Origin of the sequence: Streptomyces lincolnensis (assembly GCF_001685355.1) — a bacterium.
Classification (GTDB): domain Bacteria; phylum Actinomycetota; class Actinomycetes; order Streptomycetales; family Streptomycetaceae; genus Streptomyces; species Streptomyces lincolnensis.
In genome coordinates this window covers 3658360-3675310 of the sequence record NZ_CP016438.1, presented here as the reverse complement: position 1 = coordinate 3675310, position 16951 = coordinate 3658360, and the positions used below count along the sequence as shown (strand labels likewise).

13 protein-coding genes are annotated in these 16951 nt (G+C 71.7%); 1 reads left to right on the top strand and 12 read right to left on the bottom strand.

Translation table 11 applies throughout. The features are described from left to right. Positions 1-84: 84 nt before the first annotated feature. The 12 genes from SLINC_RS16210 to SLINC_RS16155 all read right to left on the bottom strand — a co-directional run bounded on the left by SLINC_RS16210 (position 85) and on the right by SLINC_RS16155 (position 16044). Entirely contained in the window at positions 85-1359 is a 1275-nt protein-coding gene (locus tag SLINC_RS16210; protein ID WP_067432841.1) for a PP2C family protein-serine/threonine phosphatase, read from the bottom strand. Continuing rightward, on the bottom strand, positions 1360-3885 hold the full coding sequence (locus SLINC_RS16205) for a serine/threonine-protein kinase (protein WP_067432838.1): 2526 nt from the start codon (positions 3883-3885) through the stop codon (positions 1360-1362). Next, the gene (locus SLINC_RS16200; protein ID WP_067432836.1) at positions 3882-5216 is read right to left on the bottom strand and encodes a coiled-coil domain-containing protein; all 1335 of its coding nucleotides are present in this window, start codon (positions 5214-5216) and stop codon (positions 3882-3884) included. Before SLINC_RS16200 ends, SLINC_RS16205 begins: the two co-directional genes overlap by 4 nt. Before the next feature lie 48 nt (positions 5217-5264). Then, positions 5265-6326 carry a glutamate ABC transporter substrate-binding protein gene (locus SLINC_RS16195; RefSeq protein ID WP_079165121.1) on the bottom strand — a complete coding sequence of 354 codons (1062 nt, stop codon included), beginning with the start codon at positions 6324-6326 and terminating at the stop codon, positions 5265-5267. Between the two features lie 14 nt (positions 6327-6340). Then, positions 6341-7762: a hypothetical protein gene (locus SLINC_RS16190; protein ID WP_067445402.1), complete on the bottom strand. Its 1422-nt coding sequence runs from the start codon at positions 7760-7762 to the stop codon at positions 6341-6343. A gap of 256 nt (positions 7763-8018) precedes the next feature. Next, positions 8019-8990, bottom strand: a complete 972-nt coding sequence (locus SLINC_RS16185) for an N-acetylglucosamine kinase (RefSeq protein ID WP_067432829.1) — start codon at positions 8988-8990, stop codon at positions 8019-8021. Then, entirely contained in the window at positions 8981-10246 is a 1266-nt protein-coding gene (locus SLINC_RS16180) for a 6-phospho-beta-glucosidase (protein WP_067432826.1), read from the bottom strand. The genes SLINC_RS16185 and SLINC_RS16180 overlap by 10 nt, the downstream gene beginning before the upstream one ends. Before the next feature lie 7 nt (positions 10247-10253). Continuing rightward, positions 10254-11144 carry a carbohydrate ABC transporter permease gene (locus tag SLINC_RS16175; RefSeq protein WP_067432823.1) on the bottom strand — a complete coding sequence of 297 codons (891 nt, stop codon included), beginning with the start codon at positions 11142-11144 and terminating at the stop codon, positions 10254-10256. A gap of 2 nt (positions 11145-11146) precedes the next feature. Next, positions 11147-12088: a carbohydrate ABC transporter permease gene (locus SLINC_RS16170; protein ID WP_067432820.1), complete on the bottom strand. Its 942-nt coding sequence runs from the start codon at positions 12086-12088 to the stop codon at positions 11147-11149. Between the two features lie 2 nt (positions 12089-12090). Beyond that, the gene (locus tag SLINC_RS16165; RefSeq protein ID WP_067432817.1) at positions 12091-13422 is read right to left on the bottom strand and encodes an ABC transporter substrate-binding protein; all 1332 of its coding nucleotides are present in this window, start codon (positions 13420-13422) and stop codon (positions 12091-12093) included. A gap of 111 nt (positions 13423-13533) precedes the next feature. Then, a complete protein-coding gene (locus SLINC_RS16160; RefSeq protein ID WP_067432814.1) occupies positions 13534-14745 on the bottom strand; it encodes an ROK family transcriptional regulator in 1212 nt (403 codons plus the stop codon). A gap of 201 nt (positions 14746-14946) precedes the next feature. After that, complete coding sequence (locus tag SLINC_RS16155; protein WP_067432811.1) at positions 14947-16044, bottom strand: mechanosensitive ion channel family protein; 1098 nt, start codon at positions 16042-16044, stop codon at positions 14947-14949. Between the two features lie 341 nt (positions 16045-16385). Between SLINC_RS16155 and SLINC_RS16150 the strand changes: the two genes are divergently transcribed. Further along, on the top strand, positions 16386-16922 hold the full coding sequence (locus tag SLINC_RS16150) for an HNH endonuclease (protein WP_030044337.1): 537 nt from the start codon (positions 16386-16388) through the stop codon (positions 16920-16922). Positions 16923-16951 lie beyond the last annotated feature (29 nt).

Genomic DNA, 16951 nt, shown 5'->3' with positions numbered 1-16951 from the left:
CCCTCGTAGACCTCGCCACGGCAAGGCGACGACTGTGAACGGACCGGTCCCCTCCGGTCCGACGAGGCTCCCCCGTAAGCGGCCTCAGGCCGATCCTGCCCCCTGAGGAGGTGCCGGGAACGGCAGGAGAGCCACTGTTACGTTGTCGTGGCCCCCACCGTCCAGGGCGTGACCGACCAGCACGCGGGCGCTGTGCAGGGGACGCGCGGCGGCGTCCAGCGGCACGACCTGGGCCATCTCCTCGGCCGCCTCGGCGTAGTTCCACAGGCCGTCGGTGCACACCACCACCACACCGGGCCGGTCCGGCTTGAACGAAGCGGTGTGCGGCTCCAGTTCGTAGGCGTCCGCGCCGAGCCAGCCGGTGATCGCGTGGGCGCGCTCGTCGGCGTAGGCCTCCGCCTCGTTCATCAGGCCCGCGGCGACCATCTGCGCGGCCCAGGAGTCGTCCTCGGTGAGCCGGGCCGGTGGACCGCTGCGGTCCACCGGGACCCAGTAGGCGCGGCTGTCGCCGACCCAGCCGACGACCAGCAGCCCGGAGGCGACCACCGCGGCGACCAGGGTGCAGGCGGGGGCGTTCTGGTGCGGGGCGTGCTCACGGGCCGTCGCGGGCTCGGTGGCCAGGGCGTTGACCGCGTGGGAGGCGGCGACGATCGCGTCGTGCATCGCCTGCTGCGGGTGCGTGCCCTGGGGCAGCGCGGCGAGCAGCGCCTCGCCCGCCGCGCGGGAGGCGGCGAGGGAGGCGTCGTCGGGGCGGGTGGCGGAGGAGACGCCGTCGCAGACGACCGCCAGGGTGGCGGGCGAGCCGTCGGGCAGGACGGTGTTGCCGAGGGCGAAGGAGTCCTCGTTGCGGTGGTGGCGCAGACCGCGGTCGCTGACGGCGGCGATCGGGCCGCACTCCTGCTCCATGTGGTCACGCTCCCTGGGCTGGGCGTGCCCGCAGTTCTCGCAGTAGCCGTCGCTGTCCACCCGGCCCGCACGGCAGGCCACGCAGCTCGTCGACAGCGCGGTGCCCTCGGCCGGGGTGGCGAGCTCGGCGGCCACCCGCGGGTCCGGCGCCTGGAGCGGGTACTCGTCGGGCTGCGGCCGGTCGAAGCGCACGCCGGTGGCCGGGGAGACCGGTGAGCCCGTGAGCGGGGGCTGCGGTCCCGGAGCGGGCAGCTCGTGACCGCCCGGGGCGGTGCCGCCGAACTCCGGCGGCAGGCTGCCGTTCAGGGCGACGGTCGGGTGGTCGTCCGGCCGTGCGGGCACGACGGACAGGTCGTATCCGCACGCGCCGCAGAAACGGTCACCCGACTCGAGCGGCTCCTCGCAGCTCGGACACCTCGACAGGGCGGTCTGCTGGGGCATCTGCGACATCAACTACACCCATGTCCGGGGGCGGTAACGATTGGCTCGTTCCACCAGGTCGATCCTCTCCTCGCCGCCCGACGCCAGCCGGGCCAGCGTGCGGTACGAACGCTCCAGGCCGAAGCGCAGGCCCCGTTCGTCCAGGCCGCTGCCGAGCAGCTTCCGTCCCCCTGCGGCGGGCGGGACGAAACCCTGGCCACCGGAGAGTATCCAGTCCAGCGCGCAGCCGAGCACTTCCGCGGACAACTGCTCACGCCGGGCCGGATCCAGACCGTATGACTGAAGGGCCTCGATCTGACCGGCGGCGGCCGTCAGATCGTCCAGGAAGGGTACGTCGGAAGCGAGCGCGGTGCGCTGCCTGAGCCGGGCCCGTACGGCGGCCACGCGCGCGGCCGTGTAGTGGATGGACGACTCCGGCACCGACTCCAGTGTCCCGACGGCGCCGCGGCGGTCCCCCGCGGCCAGCTGGACGCGGGCCAGGCCGAAGGCGGCGCTGACATAGCTCGGGTCGGTCGACCAGACCAGGCGGTAGTACTCGGCGGCGTTGTCCAGCTGGCCCAGCACCTCCGCGCACAGGCCGAGGGCCAGCTTGGGGGCCATCTCGCCGGGGAACGCGTCGTAGATCGCGTCGAAGGCGAGGGCCGCGGCCTCGTGGTCGCCGGTGACCAGCGCGGCCACGCCCCGGTACCAGACCACCCGCCAGTCGTCGGGCCGTTCGCCCTCCAGCCGCAGCAGGGACTCGTGGGCGGCCTGCGCCTCGTCGTTCTCCAGCCAGGCCCGGATCTGCCGCAGCCGGGTCTCGGTCGACGGCGCCGGTGCCGCCGACAGCGCCCCCAGCAGCTCCGCCGCCGCGGTCGCCATCAGCCCCGCCAGGAACCCGGCGTTCGGGTCGGAGGGGTCGACGTGCGGGACGGGGAGCGCGAGGGCCGCGGCGGGGGCGTCGACGTGCTTGACGATGGAGGGCGCGGAGGGGACCGGAGCCGGGGGAGCGGGCGCCGGCAGCCCGTTCCCGGCCGGGGCCCGCTTGGTGCGGGCCGCCCGGCCGCCCAGCCGGGACACCTCGCCGTCCAGCCGCGGGAACAGCTCCGGGTCCGTGACGCGGATCTCGGGGCCGAAGAGGGTGGACAGGGCGGGGCGGGCGCGGCCGCTCTGGAGGGAGACGACCTCGCGCAGAACACCGGTGAGCTGCTCCGCCATCTCCTGGGCGGAGGCGAACCGGCGGCCCGGGTCGGGGTCGGTGGCGCGGACCAGGAGCCGGTAGAAGGACTCGTACCGGCGGAAGACCTCGATGTGGTCGGGGTCGGGCAGGGAGTCCACGAAGACGTTCGTGTAGCCCTGGAAGTCGAAGGCCAGGACGGCGAGCGTGCGCCCGACCGTGTAGAGGTCGCTGGCCACCGACGGCCCGACCTCGGCGACCTCGGGCGCCTGGTAGCCGACCGTGCCGTAGATGGCCGACTCCTCGTCGTCCATCCTGCGCACCGCGCCCATGTCGATCAGCTTGAGCTGGTCCTCGGTCTGGATCGCGTTGTCGACCTTGAAGTCGCAGTACAGCAGGTTGCGGCTGTGCAGATGGCCGAGCGCCTCCAGCGCCTCGATGCCGTACGCGCAGGCCTGCTCCACCGGCAGCGGATCCCGCCGCCCCTCCGCGCCGCGGCGGGCGTTGGCGATCTCCTTGAGGGACTTGCCGCCGACGTACTCCATGACGATGTACCCGTCCAGCGAACCGGTGCGCTGGTCGAGGTGCTCCACGAAGTTGTAGATCCGCACGATGTTGGCGTGCTCGATCTCCGCGAGGAAGCGCCGCTCGGAGATCGCGGCGGCCATCGCGTCCTGGTCGCCGGTGTCGAGGAGGCCCTTGAGGACCACCCAGCGGTCGGAGACCGCGCGGTCCACGGCGAGGTAGACCCAGCCGAGGCCGCCGTGCGCCAGACAGCCCACGACCTCGTACTGGCCGTGCACCACGTCGCCGGCCTTCAGCTTCGGGACGAAGGAGTACGGATGCCCGCACTTGGTGCAGAACCCCTCGGTGCGGCCGGGCCGCTCGCCGCGCGCCCGCCCCACCGGCGCCGCGCAGTCGGAGCGCGAGCAGAACCGCTTGCGCTCGGGCACCTCCGGGTTGTCCAGCACCATCGCGCGCGGATCGGGCCGCGGCACCCCCGGCACCTCGACCAGGCCCGCGCCCAGCCGCCCGCGCGCGGAGGAGCCGGCGCTGGAGCCGGAGCTCTTCACCGACACCGAACGGCTCGTGGACTTGCCGGACAGGGACCGCGACAGGCGTCCCGACACCGAGCGCCGGGACTTCGACGACTGGGACGACGTACGCGAACTGCCGCGGCTGCTGGAGCGGGAACTGGCGCTGCCGGAGCCCCGGGAGCCCCGGCCGCCGGCGGTGATGCCCGTCGGCGGTGAGCCGACCATGCCGGTCGGCGAGACCACCGGCGCCAGACCGCAGGTGTCGCAGTACAGCTCGCCGCCGCCCACGTCCTCGTAGTTACCGTCGCAGTCGGGCCGCTGACAGGTCCGCGGTGCCTCGCTCATGAGTACGTCTCCCCCCTACGTTCCTCGGGTCCGTCCTGCTCCGGCACCCGCGGGGCGCGCAGCAGTTCGGTGGCCGCGTACTGGTAGCGCAGCACGGCCTGTTCGGCGACGCGCAGATCACAGGGCGCGCTCCACAGCATGCGGCGCGCCGCGTCGTACCGCTCCACCAGGAGCGTGTCCTCCGCGAGGCCGTGCCGGGCGACCTTCGCCTTGTACGCGTCGAGGCGGCCGCGCAGTTCGGCGCGGACCGCCAGGGGCGCGGTGACCGCGGTCAACGACTCGCGGGCGCGCAGCAGTTCGTCCTCCGCCTTCTGCTCCAGGGTCTCCAGGAGCGGGGACAGGCGGTGCCACTGGGCGTGTCTGCGGTACTCGGCGGCCGTCGCCAACTGCTCCTGGAGCACGGTCGGCGGGCCGCTGACCACCGGCACCTCCGTCGCCGCGATCTTCGCCAGCACCTCGCCGCGCGCGGTGCGGGCCTCGGCGAGCGTGCGGTCCGCGCGGGAGAGCACGTCCCGCAGCTTCACCAGACGGGCCTCCGCGTCCTGCCGGACGGTCAGCACGGCGTCGATCTCCCGGCGGACGTCCTCCAGGGCGCGCGCCTCGCGGTCGTAGACCCTGGTGTCGGGGCGGCCGCCGCCCGGGGCCGAACTGCCCTGGGTGGGCACCCAGAACGCCAGCGGGTCGGAGATCACCTGCTCGCGCAGGGACGTCAGCGTGCGCGTGATGCGCTCCAGGTCGTCGCCCGACGGGTGCTCGCCGGGACGGACGCCGACCGAGTGGGCGAGCTTGCGGGTGCGCTGGAGTTCCGCGGCGAGCAGATCGATCCGGGCGGGCAGCGCCGACCACACCGCGTCGGCGGCGACCACCATGTCCAGCGAGCCCGCGTACAGCTCGTTCATCCGGTCCACGAGCGTGACCAGCGAGAACTGCTCGCTGAGCTTGCTCGAACCGCCGTGCAGGGTGGGCGCGTTGGCCGTCGCGGTGGCGGATCCGGCGACCGTGACGCACTCGCCGCGCAGCAGCTCGGTCAGCTCCACCAGGTCCTCGCGGCTGGACCAGCGGCGCCGGGCGCGGATCTCGCGGGCCGAGCGCAGCGCGTCCGCGTAGGCGTCGAAGTACGTCCACAGCAGGGTGATCGCGGCCTCCGCGGCCGTCCAGCGCTCCTTGGTGACGCCGGTGAGTGCGGCCCCCTCCAGGAGTCTGCGGCCCGCGTGGTCCTGAAGCGCGAGCAGGGAGGTCTCGATCGCCTCGTGCTCCGCGCCGAGCCGCGCCAGCGCACGGTCCACCTCGTCCCGGTCCATCACCGGCCCGGCGGGGTCCGTGACGCCCATCGATCACCTCTCGCTGCGTTGAGTGTCCGAAGATCGGTTGCGTGCCCGTCAGTTCTCGCGCAGGTACTGCGGCGCCGGCGGCTCCGACGTCGAGGAGTCACTGCCCAGTGTGGCCGACAGCCACCTGTTGTACGACGCCTGCCAGCCGTTCGTCCTGTCGGCGCGGTAGCCCACCAGGATCTGGTTGACCCGGCGTACCAGATCGTTCGCGTCCTTCTTCATCGCCACGCCGTAGTACTCGGTGGTGAACGGCTCGCCCTTCAGCTCGACCGTCGGGTCCTGCGCGGCCTGGCTCGCGGCGAGCGCGCCGTCGGTGACCACCGCGTCGACCTCGCCGAGCTGCAGCCGCACCAGGCAGTCGAGTTGGTTGGGCACGGTGGTCCTGAGGTCCGCGCTGCCGACCAGTTCGCCCGTCTTCTGGTCGCCGGTCAGCGCGGTGTTGGCGGTGGAGCCCGTCGCGGTGCAGATCCGCTGCTTCGCGAGCGTGTCGTCGTAGCCCTTGATCGTCGAGGACTTGGGGGCCAGCACCTGCTGGCCGGTCTTGAAGTACGGGGCGGAGAAGGCGACTTGGGCCAGGCGGTCGCAGTTGATCGTCATGGTGCGGATGACCATGTCGACGCGGCCGTCCTTGATCGCCGGGATGCGCTGGTTGGTGGGTATGGCCTTGAACTGGACCGCGTTCTCGTCGCCGAGGATGTCCTGGGCGATCCGGTGGACCAGGTCGATGTCGAAGCCCTCCAGGTCGCCGGAGCCGCCGCTGTTGGGGTTGCGGTAGCCCCAGCGGTAGCTGTTCTGGTCGACGCCGACGACCAGCTTGCGCTTCTCGCCCTGACGGGCCTTGATCGCGGCGATCGTGGAGCCGTCCGCGCCCGACGGGGGCAGCGTGTACTTCTCCGGGGCCTTCCGCATCGCCGGGGTGGTGCAGCCCCCCTCGGCCTTCGCCTGGGTGGCGTGGGCCAGTCCCGGGCCGCCGCTGCCGGCCTTCCCGGAGCCGCCCGGCTGGGTCAGCGGCAGCAGCAGCGCGAAGGCCACCGCGAGAGCGCAGACGGCCGCCATGGCGCCCACCCCGCCCCAGCCCCTCAGGCCGGCCCGCACACGTCGAACCCACATCGTCACGCCCCCTTTCACCGGTACTCCGACAGCCTGCGGCCGATACCCAGCACCGCGCCGGCCGCGCCCAGGACCGCGAGGAGGGCCGCGCCCACCGGCAGCCCGGTCAGCGCGCCCAGACCGTCACCGGCCGCCTGCTTGAACTCCCGTGTCTCGTGGTCGATCGCCCGCACCAGATTGGCGTCGACGCTGTCGAAGCACTCACCGGTCGCGTCCTTGCCGCCGATCACCCGGTTCAGCGCGTCCTCGTAGTTGCCGTTGTCGTCCGCCTTGCGCGCCTCGGTGTGGCGCTTCTTCCACTCCGTCATGTTGCCCACGGCCGCGGTGACCGGCTTCTCGCCGGTGGCGTCGTCGGCGAGCTTCTCGGCCTCGGCGAGGCCCTTGCCGAGGGCGCCGATGTCCTTGCCGAAGTCGTAGTCGTAGGAGTCGTACGTCGTCTCCACGCCGCGCTCCTTCACCGTGATCGTCTCGGCGCCGCGGGCGACCAGGGTCAGGTTCTCGTTGCCCCGGGCCTTGAGGGAGGCGATCCGGGCGTCGTGCAGCACGTTCAGCGAGCGGACGCCGTGGTCGTAGGAGGCGTTGAGGTCCGCGCGCGCCACGCTGTGGCCGACGACCATCCACAGCAGGACCACCGTGGTGGTGGCCGTGGCGGCGACCAGACCGTGGTTCAGCACCCGGTTGGTCCGCCGGTAGTTGCGCTGCTGCGCCCAGGCGAGCGCGCCGAGCGCGAGGACGCCGAGACCGATCGCCGCCCACGGGTACGGCGTGGCGTCCCCGTAGTCGGAGCGCAGCCGCCGGTTCTCGCTCTTGTAGAGGTTCTCGGCCTCCGGGAGCATCTGCTCCTGCATCTTCGCGTTGGCGTAGCGCAGATAGGCGCCGCCCACCGGGTAGCCCTGGCGGTTGTACGTCCGGGCCCGCTCGACCAGGCCCTTGTACTCGGGCAGCAGCTGGTTGAGCCGGGACACCGTCCGGGCCGCCGACGAGTCGGGGTCGGAGTTCGCGGCGGCCTTGATCAGGCCGGCGGAGGCGGTGTCGATGTCCTTCTCGTACCGCTCGCGGGAGGCGGGGGTCTCCTGACCGCCCGCCAGGAAGCCGCTGGAGGCGGCGGTGTTGGCGTCGGCGAGCGCGCGGTAGATGTCGGCCGCCGCGGAGCTGAGCGGCTGGCTGTTGTTCAGGACGTCGTCGGCCGCGGCCGACCGCTCGGTGGTCTGCCAGGCGGTGACGGCGCCGAACGCGACGACGAGCAGGGCGAGGACGGCGCCGATGACGCGCAGCCGGCCCGGTTCCGTGGTCGCGGCCGCGCGCAGCTGGTCGACGCCCTCCGCGAAGGCGGTGCGCCGCCGGGGCTCCGGCGGGGTGGGGGCGGCGGGCGGCGCGGGGTTTCCCTGCGGGACGACCACGGCCCGCGGGGGCGGTGGCGGCGGGATCGACGGCATCGTGGGCACGGCGGCACCCGCAGGTGGCGCCGCGCTGCTTTTCGGCGGGTGTGTCACTCCTGACCTCCCCCATGGTCATCCGTCGCGGCAAGTATCGCCGCCGGGACCGACATTCCGCACCGGCCTTGGCTGGATCTTGATCGGATCGCAGCGGAACGGAACGTCCGCCGACGGTCGGCCGCGCCCCCTTCACCACCCCTTGCCCATGAATACGCCGGGAGAATCGGTTCGGTTCCAGGGCGCAGGGTTCCAGGGCTCAGGAGGAGAAGTACGCCCGCACCCGTTCCCGTACCCCGGCCGTCGACCCCACCCGGTCCAGGCCCAGCAGCGCGGCGCCCAGGACCGGCCGTGCCGTCACCACCTCGGGGACCGCCTTGGGGGCCCGGACGGCCAGCAGATCGCGTACGCCGTCGTCCAGTCGGGGATGGCGGGCGGCGAGGACACCACCGCCGAGGAGGACCGGGGTCTCCTCGTCCAGGAGGTCCAGGCGGGTCAGGGCCACGGTGGCCATGGTCACCACCTCGTCGGCGAGCCGGTCGACGAGGGCGCGGGCCACCGGGTCGCCGTCCGCGGCCGTGGCGAACAGGACGGGCGTCAGCTCGTGCCGGCGGGCCGTCTCGACCTGCCCCAGGTGGAGGGCCTCGATCAGGGCGTACATGGACGGCAGCCCGAAGTGCGCGGGAAGCGTGCGGGCGAGGGCGGTGGGACCGCCGCGGCCGTCCTCCGCGCGGGCCGCGTGCCACAGGGCCTCCTCCGCCAGGCCCCAGCCGCCGCCCCAGTCCCCGGAGACCCGGCCGAGCGCGGGGAAGCGGGCGGTGCGGCCGTCGGGGCGCATCCCGACGCAGTTGATGCCGGCGCCGCAGACCACCGCGACCCCGCGCGGCTCACCGACACCCGCGCGCAGCACCGCGAAGGTGTCGTTGCGGACCTCCGTACTCGCGCCCCACGCGCGCGCGTGCAGCGCGGCGGCCAACTGCTCCTCCTCCACGGGGAAGTCGGCGTTGGCCAGGCAGGCGGAGACATGGCCGACCGAGTCGACGCCCGCGGCGGCGAAGGCCCGCTCCACCGCCCGGGCGATCTGGTCCACCGCCGGCTCCACCCCCGTCACCGGTGGCCGGAACCCGCCGCCGCGGGCCGTGGCGAGGACGGTCCCGTCGGCCGCCACGACCGCCACGTCGGTCTTGCTGTTGCCCGCGTCGACGGCGAGGACACTCGCGGTCAGGCCCACGCCAGGTGCTCCCGGTTGTGTGCGATCAGTCGGTCGGTGAGCCCCTCGGCGTACGCGTACTGGCCCACCAGCGGGTGGGCGAGCAGCGCCCGGAAGACCCGCTCGCGGCCGCCGTGCAGCGCGGCTTCGAGTGCCAGGTCCTCGTACGCCGTCACGCTCGCCATCAGGCCCGCGTACAGCGGGTCCACGGCCGGTACGGACAGCGGGGTGGCGCCCTTGTGGCCCACCGCCGCCTGCACCTCGATCACCGCGTCGTCCGGCAGGAAGGGCAGCGTCCCCCGGTTGAGGGTGTTCACCACCTGGTAGGTGCTGCCGCCCCCGCCGAGCAAGGAGGCCGCCAGGTCCACCGCCGCCTCCGAGTAGTAGGCGCCGCCCCGCTTCGCGAGCAGCTCCGGCTTCTCGTCCAGCGCGGGATCGGCGTACATGGTCAGCAACCGCCGTTCCATCTCGGCCACTTCGGCCGCCCGGGACGGCTTGGCGGCCAGCTCCCGTACGACCTCGTCGTGAGCGTAGTAGTAGCGCAGGTAGTACGACGGGACCACACCCAGCCGGTCGAGCAGGGCGCGCGGCAGGCGCAGGTCGGCCGCGACGGTGTCGCCGTGCTCCGCCAGCAGCGCGGGCAGGACGTTCTCGCCCTCGGGGCCGCCCAGGCGTGCGCCCGTCTCCCAGGTGAGGTGGTTGAGGCCCACGTGGTCCAGGTGGATCTCCGCGGGCGCCACGTCCAGCAGCCCCGCGAACTTCCGCTGGAGGCCGATCGCCACGTTGCACAGCCCGACCGCCTTGTGGCCCGCCGTCAGCAGGGCACGGGTCACGATGCCGACCGGGTTGGTGAAGTCGATGATCCAGGCGTCCGGGTTGGTGCGCCGGACCCGGTCCGCGATGTCGAGGACCACCGGAACCGTGCGCAGCGCCTTGGCCAGGCCGCCCGCGCCGGTCGTCTCCTGGCCGACGCAGCCGCACTCCAGCGGCCAGGTCTCGTCCCGCTCACGGGCCGCCTGGCCGCCGACACGGAGCTGGAGCAGCACCGCGTCGGCGCCCTCGACGCCCGCGTCCAGGTCGGAGGTCGTCACGACCCGGCCGGGATGGCCCTGCCTGGCGAAGATGCGCCGGGCCAGGCCGCCGACCAGCTCCAGGCGGTCGGCGGCCGGGTCGACGAGGACCAGTTCCTCCACGGGCAGGGTGTCCCGCAGCCGGGCGAAGCCGTCGACGAGTTCGGGTGTGTAGGTCGAGCCGCCGCCGACCACGGTGAGTTTCATGTCGTGCCTAACCCTTCACTCCGGTGAGCGTGACGCCCTCGACGAACGCCTTCTGGGCGAAGAAGAACACGAGGATCACGGGGGCCATGACCAGTACGGTCGCGGCCATGGTGAGGTTCCAGTCGGTGTGGTGCATGCCCTTGAAGGACTCCAGGCCGTAGGAGAGGGTCCAGGCGCCGGGGTTCTCGGAGGCGTAGATCTGAGGGCCGAAGTAGTCGTTCCAGGCGTAGAAGAACTGGAAGAGGGCCACCGCCGCGATGCCCGGCTTCGCCATCGGGACGATCACCTTCAGCAGCGTGCGCAGGTCGCCGCAGCCGTCGACCTTCGCCGCGTCCACGTACTCGTTCGGAATGGTCGTCAGGAACTGGCGCAGCAGGAAGATGGAGAACGCGTCACCGAACGCCATCGGGATGATCAGCGGCCACAGCGTCCCCGAGAGGTCGAGCTGCTTGGCCCAGAACAGGTACATCGGGATGACGACCACCTGGGGCGGCAGCATCATCATCGAGATCACCAGCATCAGCGACAGATTGCGGCCCCGGAAGCGGAACTTGGCGAGCGCGTAGGCCACGGGCAGGGACGACACCACGGTCAGGACGGTGCCCAGACCGGCGTAGAGCAGCGTGTTGCGCCACCAGGTCAGAAAGCCGGGGGTGTCGAGGACCTTGCGGTAGTTGTCCCACTCCCAGGTGTGCGGGATCAGGTCGCGGCTGAGGGCCTGGGAGTCGCTCATCAGGGACGTCAGGAGGACGAACACGAAGGGGAGCGTGAAGAAGAGGGCGGCGGCGACGCCGAGGGAGTGGACCGCGACCCACTCCAAGAACGCCCGGCGGCGGGCGGTACGGGCCTCCACCGAGGGCGCCGCCACCTCGGCGGGCCTGTCCAGTACCTGGGTCATCGTCAGTCACCTGCCTGGATGAGACCGCCGCGGCGCCGCATCAGGAACGCGGTGAACACCATCGACAGGGCGAACAGGACGAGCGCCACCACACAGGCGGAGCCGTAGTCGAAGCGCTGGAAGCCCAGGTTGTAGACCAGCTGGGGCAGGGTGAGCGTCGACTTGTCCGGATAGCCGGGCTCGAACTGCGTCCCGGCACCCTGGATCACGCCCGAGGCCACCTTCCCCGCGATCAGCGGCTGCGCGTAGTACTGCATCGTCTGGATCACTCCGGTGACCACGGCGAACATCACGATCGGCGAGATGTTGGGGAGCGTGACGAACCGGAAGCGCTGCCACGCCGACGCCCCGTCCAGCTCGGCGGCCTCGTACTGCTCCCGGGGGACGTCGAGCAGCGCGGCCATGAAGATGACCATCAGGTCGCCGATGCCCCACAGGGCGAGCAGGGTGAGGGCCGGCTTGGACCAGGAGGGGTCGTTGAACCAGCCCGGCGCCGGGACGCCGACGCTCTCCAGGATCGAGTTGACCGGGCCCGTACCGGGGTTGAGCAGGAACGCGAAGGCCATGGTGGCCGCGACCGGCGGGGCCAGGTAGGGCAGGTAGAACAGGGTGCGGAAGACGCCCGTCGCCGTCTTGATCTTCGTGATCAGCAGGCCGATGCCGAGGCCGAACAGGACCCTGAGGGTCACCATGACGAGGACCAGCCACAGGGTGTTGCGCAGGGCGGGCCAGAAGAGGGGGTAGTGCTCGAAGACGTACGTCCAGTTCTTCGTGCCGCTCCACGTCGGCGGCCTGAAACCGTCGTAGTGCATGAACGAGAAGTAGACCGTCGAGATCAGCGGGTACGCGAAGAAGACCGCGAAGCCGATCAGCCAGGGCGACATGAAGGCGGCGGTTCGAAGCGACGCGCGGCGCCGCTTCGAGGCCAGGGTGATCGTGCTCATCGTCACTTCGCCTGCGCGATGTCCGTGTCGATCTGCTTCGCGGTGGCCGCCAGGCCCGCCTTGAGATCCTTGGCCTTGCCGCTCTCGTAGGCGTAGCCGAACTCCTGGATCGTCGCCAGGTACACCCCGCCGTTGACGGAAGCCGGCGAGGTCGTGGAGTTCGGGTTGGCGGCGATGTCCAGGAAGGTCTTGAAGCGGGGGTCGTACGTCAGCTTCGGGGACTTCAGGGCGGCGAGCGTCGAGGGCACGTTGTGGATGGCGTTGGAGAAGCCCACCACCGCGTCGGTGTCCGTGGTCATGTACTTCACCAGTTCCCAGGCCGCGTTCTGCTTCTTGCTGGTGGCGGCGATACCGGCGATGGTGCCGGTGATGTAGCCCTTGCCGTACTGGTCCGCCTGGTCGTCGGGGACGGGCAGCGGGGCCACGCCGATCTCGAACGTGGGCTTGGCGTCCAGGGCCATGCCCAGGCGCCATTCGCCGTCGAGCTGCATGGCGACCTGGCCGGTGTGGAAGGGGTGCTTGGGGCCCCACTCGTCGCCCAGGGTGGTGCGGTACTTCTCCAGCCGCTGGTAGCCGCCGAGTTCGTCGACGAGCTTCTTCTGGAGGGTGAAGGCGGCGCTGACGGCCGGGTCGGTGGCGACCGTGGACCTGCCGTCCTTGTCGAAGTACGTCGGGGAGAACTGGCCGAGGTAGTGCTCGGTGGTGGTCTCCCAGCCGTGGTAGTTCGGCATGAAGCCGAGCTGCCGGTAGCTGTCGCCGTCGGAGACCGTCAGCTTCTTGGCGTCGGCCGCGAACTGCGACCAGGTCTTCGGCGGGCTCGTGATGCCGGCCTTCTCGAACGCCGTCTTGTTGTAGTAGAGGCCGTAGGCGTCGCCGAGGAGCGGGACACTGCACCGGTCGCCCTCGAACTGGGTGTACTCGTTCATCGCCTTCGGGAAGGTCGTCTCCGGGTCGATGCCCGACTTCTCGAAGAACGGGTTGAGGTCCACCAGCGCGCCCGACGAGCAGAACTTGCCCACGTTGTTGGTGGTGAACGACGAGATCACGTCCGGTGCCTTGGTGCCGCCCGAGCGGAGCGCCTGGTTGATCTTGTCGTCGGTCATGTTGCCGACGACGTTCACATGGATGGTGGGATGCGCCTTCTCGAAGCCGGCGACGAGCGCCTTGACGGCCTTGGTCTCGGCGGGCGCGCTCCAGGCGTGCCAGAAGTTGATGGTCGTCTCGGCGGAGGGGTCGTCCTCGGCGCCCGAACTCGACTGGCCGGTACAGGCGGTGGCGAGGAGGACCGCGGAGACGGAGGCGGCGAGTGCGACTTTCCTTGACATTCCGGGCATGACGGGGTCTCCCTAGGGCAGGGCGGGGGTGGGTTAGGGGCGTGACGGGGTGAGAGGAGATGAGGAGGGGTGGGTCTTTCGAGGGGGGTGGGTCTTTTGAGGCGGTGACGCTCAGCGCGAGGTGTCGAAGACCTCGTCGCGGGTGGCCGCCAGCGCGCTCTCCAACGCGCCGCGCAGCACCGGGTGCTGACGGACGTCGCCGAGGGCGAGCCGGGGCCGGGACGCGGCCAGCTCCTCCAGTTCGGCCTGGACGAGGGTGCGCAGCGGTTCCCCGCCCGAGGCGAGCGAGGCGCCGCTGAGCACGACGAGTTCGGGGTCGAGGACGGAGACGAGGGAGGCCAGACCGGTGGCGAGGTTCGTCGCGTAGGTCTGGAGCAGCCGCCGGTGCGGGGCGTCCTCGGCCTCGGCGGCGCGGGCGACGAGGGTGGCCGCCACCTCGGTGTACGGGCCCGAGGGGATGTCCTCGACGCCGAGTTCACGGGCCAGTCGCGGGATCGCCTGCGAACCGGCCAGTTCCTGGTAGCCGCCGCTGCCGGCCTTGCTCACCTGGCGGACCAGGGGAGTGCCCGGCACCGGCAGGAAGCCGACCTCGCCGGCGCCGCCGGTCCAGCCGCGGTGCAGCCGGCCGCCGAGGACCAGGGCGGCACCGAGGCCGCCCTCGTTCCACAGCAGCACGAAGTCCTCGTGGCCGCGGGCCGCGCCGAGCCGTTGTTCGGCCACCGCGACGAGGTTGACGTCGTTCTCGTACTCCACCGGCATGGGCAGGGCGGCGGCGAGTTCCTCCAGCAGCGCGGGGGAGTGCCAGCCGGGCAGGTGGGAGGCGTAGCGCAGCCGGCCCGTGTTCGGGTCGAAGGCGCCGGGGGTGCCGATGACGAGCCGGTGGACGTCGTCGCGGGCCAGTCCCGCCGCCTTGACCGCGCCGTCGAGCGCGTCGGTGACCTGCTGGACGACCGACCTCGCCGCGCGCCTGCCGGGGGTGGGCAGTTCGTACGACCCGACCGTGCGGCCGGTGACGTCCGCGACGGCGGCGAGGATGCGCTCGGGGGTGACGTCGAGCCCGGCGGCGTACCCGGCGGCCGGATTGACCTCGTACAACTGGGCGTTGGGCCCCGGACGCCCCTCGCTGGTGCCGGTCGCCAGCACCAGCCCCGACGCCTCCAGCCGGGCCAGCAGCTGCGAGGCGGTCGGCTTCGACAGCCCCGTGAGCTTGCCGATCCGCGTCCGCGACAGCGGCCCGTGCTCCAGCAGCAGGTCCAGCGCGGCCCGGTCGTTCATGGCACGCAGAACACGCGGCGTACCCGGCGTACCGGCGGTTCCTGCCATGGATGTCGACACCTGCCTCTCGGCTGTCCAGGTTCCCAGTGATCAGGCCGCGAAGTCCATCCGGCAGTGATTGTTAGGAAGGTTTCCTGTTCGGTGGTCTGGACCATAGGACCGAACGGGAGAAGGCGTCAAGAGGAAGCCCCCGCGGCAACGGAGTCGTTACCTGCGGGGGCTGTACGCGCGGGGCGCGGGCGCGGGGTGTTACTTCGTGGGCGCCGGAGGCGTCAGCGGGGTGGCTGCCTGGGCCTGGGGGGAGCCCGTGTTGGAGTAGGCCGACGGGGGTGCCATGCCCGCTGTCGGGTCCGCGTCCGGTGCGGCGTCCGGCGGGAGGACCGGGCCGCCGACGATGGGGATGTCGGCCGCGTCGAAGGCGTGCTTGATGCGCCAGCGGAGTTCGCGTTCGACGGTGAGGGCCTTGCCGGGCATGGTCTTGGCGGAGACGCGGACGACCATGGAGTCCAGGAGGACGCTGTCGAGGCCGAGGACCTCGATCGGGCCCCACAGGAGCTCGTTCCAGGGCTCCTCCTTGCTCATCCGCTCGCCGACCTCGCCGAGGGTCCGCCGCACCTTGTCGAGGTCCTCGTCGGAGCGGACGGTGACGTCGACGCCGGCCGTGGCCCAGCCCTGGGAGAGGTTGCCGATGCGCTTGACCTCGCCGTTGCGGACGTACCAGATCTCGCCGTTGTCGCCGCGCAGCTTGGTCACCCGCAGACCCACCTCGATGACCTCACCGGAGGCCACGCCCGCGTCGATGGTGTCGCCGACGCCGTACTGGTCCTCCAGGATCATGAAGACGCCGGAGAGGAAGTCCGTCACCAGGTTCCGGGCGCCGAAACCGATCGCCACGCCCGCGACACCGGCCGAGGCCAGCAGTGGGGCCAGGTTGATCTGGAAGGTGCCGAGGACCATCAGGGCCGCGGTGCCCAGGATCAGGAAGGACGCCACCGAGCGCAGGACCGAGCCGATCGCCTGGGAGCGCTGGCGGCGGCGCTCCACGTTCACCAGCAGCCCGCCGAGGGCCGGGCCGTCGCCCGCGCCCACCGAGCGGTTCATGCGGTCTATCAGCTTGGTGATCGCGCGCCGCACCGCGACTCTCAGCACCGCCGCGATCACCAGGATCAACAGGACCCGCAGGCTGATCGCGAGCCACGTCGACCAGTTCTGCTCGACCCAGCTGGCGGCGTTGGTCGCGCTCTCCTGGGCGTCGTCGAGCGACGGCACGGCCGGAGTCGTCGTCTCCGAGGGAGACGGCGAAGGCGACGGCGACACGGCGGTCAGCAGGGCGGCGGACAAGGACACGGCAGGTACCTCCAGGTGCGGCGGTCCGCCCCACAGGTCGTACGTCGGTCGGTCGTACGTCGGTCGCGTAAGGTCACGAAAAGGTCACCGGTAGGGCAGCCCCACCACACTATCGGGGCATCGTGTGGGGATCGTTGCGATGTTCGAGGGAGAAACTGCGCTCACCTGGGGATGTAAGGGTGGGATGAACTGCCCATGATTCTGGGGATGAACCAGATGTGGTCGAAAACACTCCCAGCCCGTTACCGGCACATGGTGGCGCTTCCACCAGGCCTGAGGGGAGACTGACTACGAATCGTCCCGGCGCGAGCCACGCGCCGCCGACGCCCAAGGAGGCATCCGTGCCGCATGTCCTGGTCCTCAACGCGTCGTACGAGCCACTCGGCGTCGTACCGCTTCGCCGCGCGCTCATCCTCGTCCTCGAGAACAAGGCCGTGTGCCTGGAGGAGTCCGGCGCCTTCATGCACAGCGCGACCGTCACAGTCCCCGCACCCAGCGTGGTCCGGCTCAAGCGATTCGTCCGGGTTCCCTATCGGGGGCCCGTTCCTCTGACCCGACGGGCGCTGTTCGCCCGAGACGGGGGCCGGTGCATGTACTGCGGTGGCGTCGCAACCAGCGTCGACCACGTCATCCCGCGCAGCCGCGGGGGCAAGCACGTCTGGGACAACGTCGTCGCCTCGTGCCGTCGCTGCAACCACGTCAAGGCCGACCGTCATCTCGTCGAGATCGGCTGGCGGCTGCGCCACAAACCCGCCCCACCCACCGGCCTGGCCTGGCGCATCATCGGGACCGGCCATAGGGACCCGCGCTGGTTGCCGTACTTGCAGCCGTTCGGCGCGGACGACGCACTGGCCCGGATCGACGGCATTTCCGCCTGAGACTCCGGGCTTTCCCATACCCGGTGCCG

Bases quoted from the DNA above. Each gene is read 5' to 3' on its own strand.
- SLINC_RS16205 (WP_067432838.1), bottom strand. From the start codon at position 3,885: ATGAGCGAGGCACCGCGGACCTGTCAGCGGCCCGACTGCGACGGTAAC.
- SLINC_RS16200 (WP_067432836.1), bottom strand. From the start codon at position 5,216: ATGGGCGTCACGGACCCCGCCGGGCCGGTGATGGACCGGGACGAGGTG.
- SLINC_RS16195 (WP_079165121.1), bottom strand. From the start codon at position 6,326: ATGTGGGTTCGACGTGTGCGGGCCGGCCTGAGGGGCTGGGGCGGGGTG.
- SLINC_RS16190 (WP_067445402.1), bottom strand. From the start codon at position 7,762: ATGCCGTCGATCCCGCCGCCACCGCCCCCGCGGGCCGTGGTCGTCCCG.
- SLINC_RS16180 (WP_067432826.1), bottom strand. From the start codon at position 10,246: ATGAAACTCACCGTGGTCGGCGGCGGCTCGACCTACACACCCGAACTC.
- SLINC_RS16175 (WP_067432823.1), bottom strand. From the start codon at position 11,144: ATGACCCAGGTACTGGACAGGCCCGCCGAGGTGGCGGCGCCCTCGGTG.
- SLINC_RS16170 (WP_067432820.1), bottom strand. From the start codon at position 12,088: ATGAGCACGATCACCCTGGCCTCGAAGCGGCGCCGCGCGTCGCTTCGA.
- SLINC_RS16165 (WP_067432817.1), bottom strand. From the start codon at position 13,422: ATGCCCGGAATGTCAAGGAAAGTCGCACTCGCCGCCTCCGTCTCCGCG.
- SLINC_RS16160 (WP_067432814.1), bottom strand. From the start codon at position 14,745: ATGGCAGGAACCGCCGGTACGCCGGGTACGCCGCGTGTTCTGCGTGCC.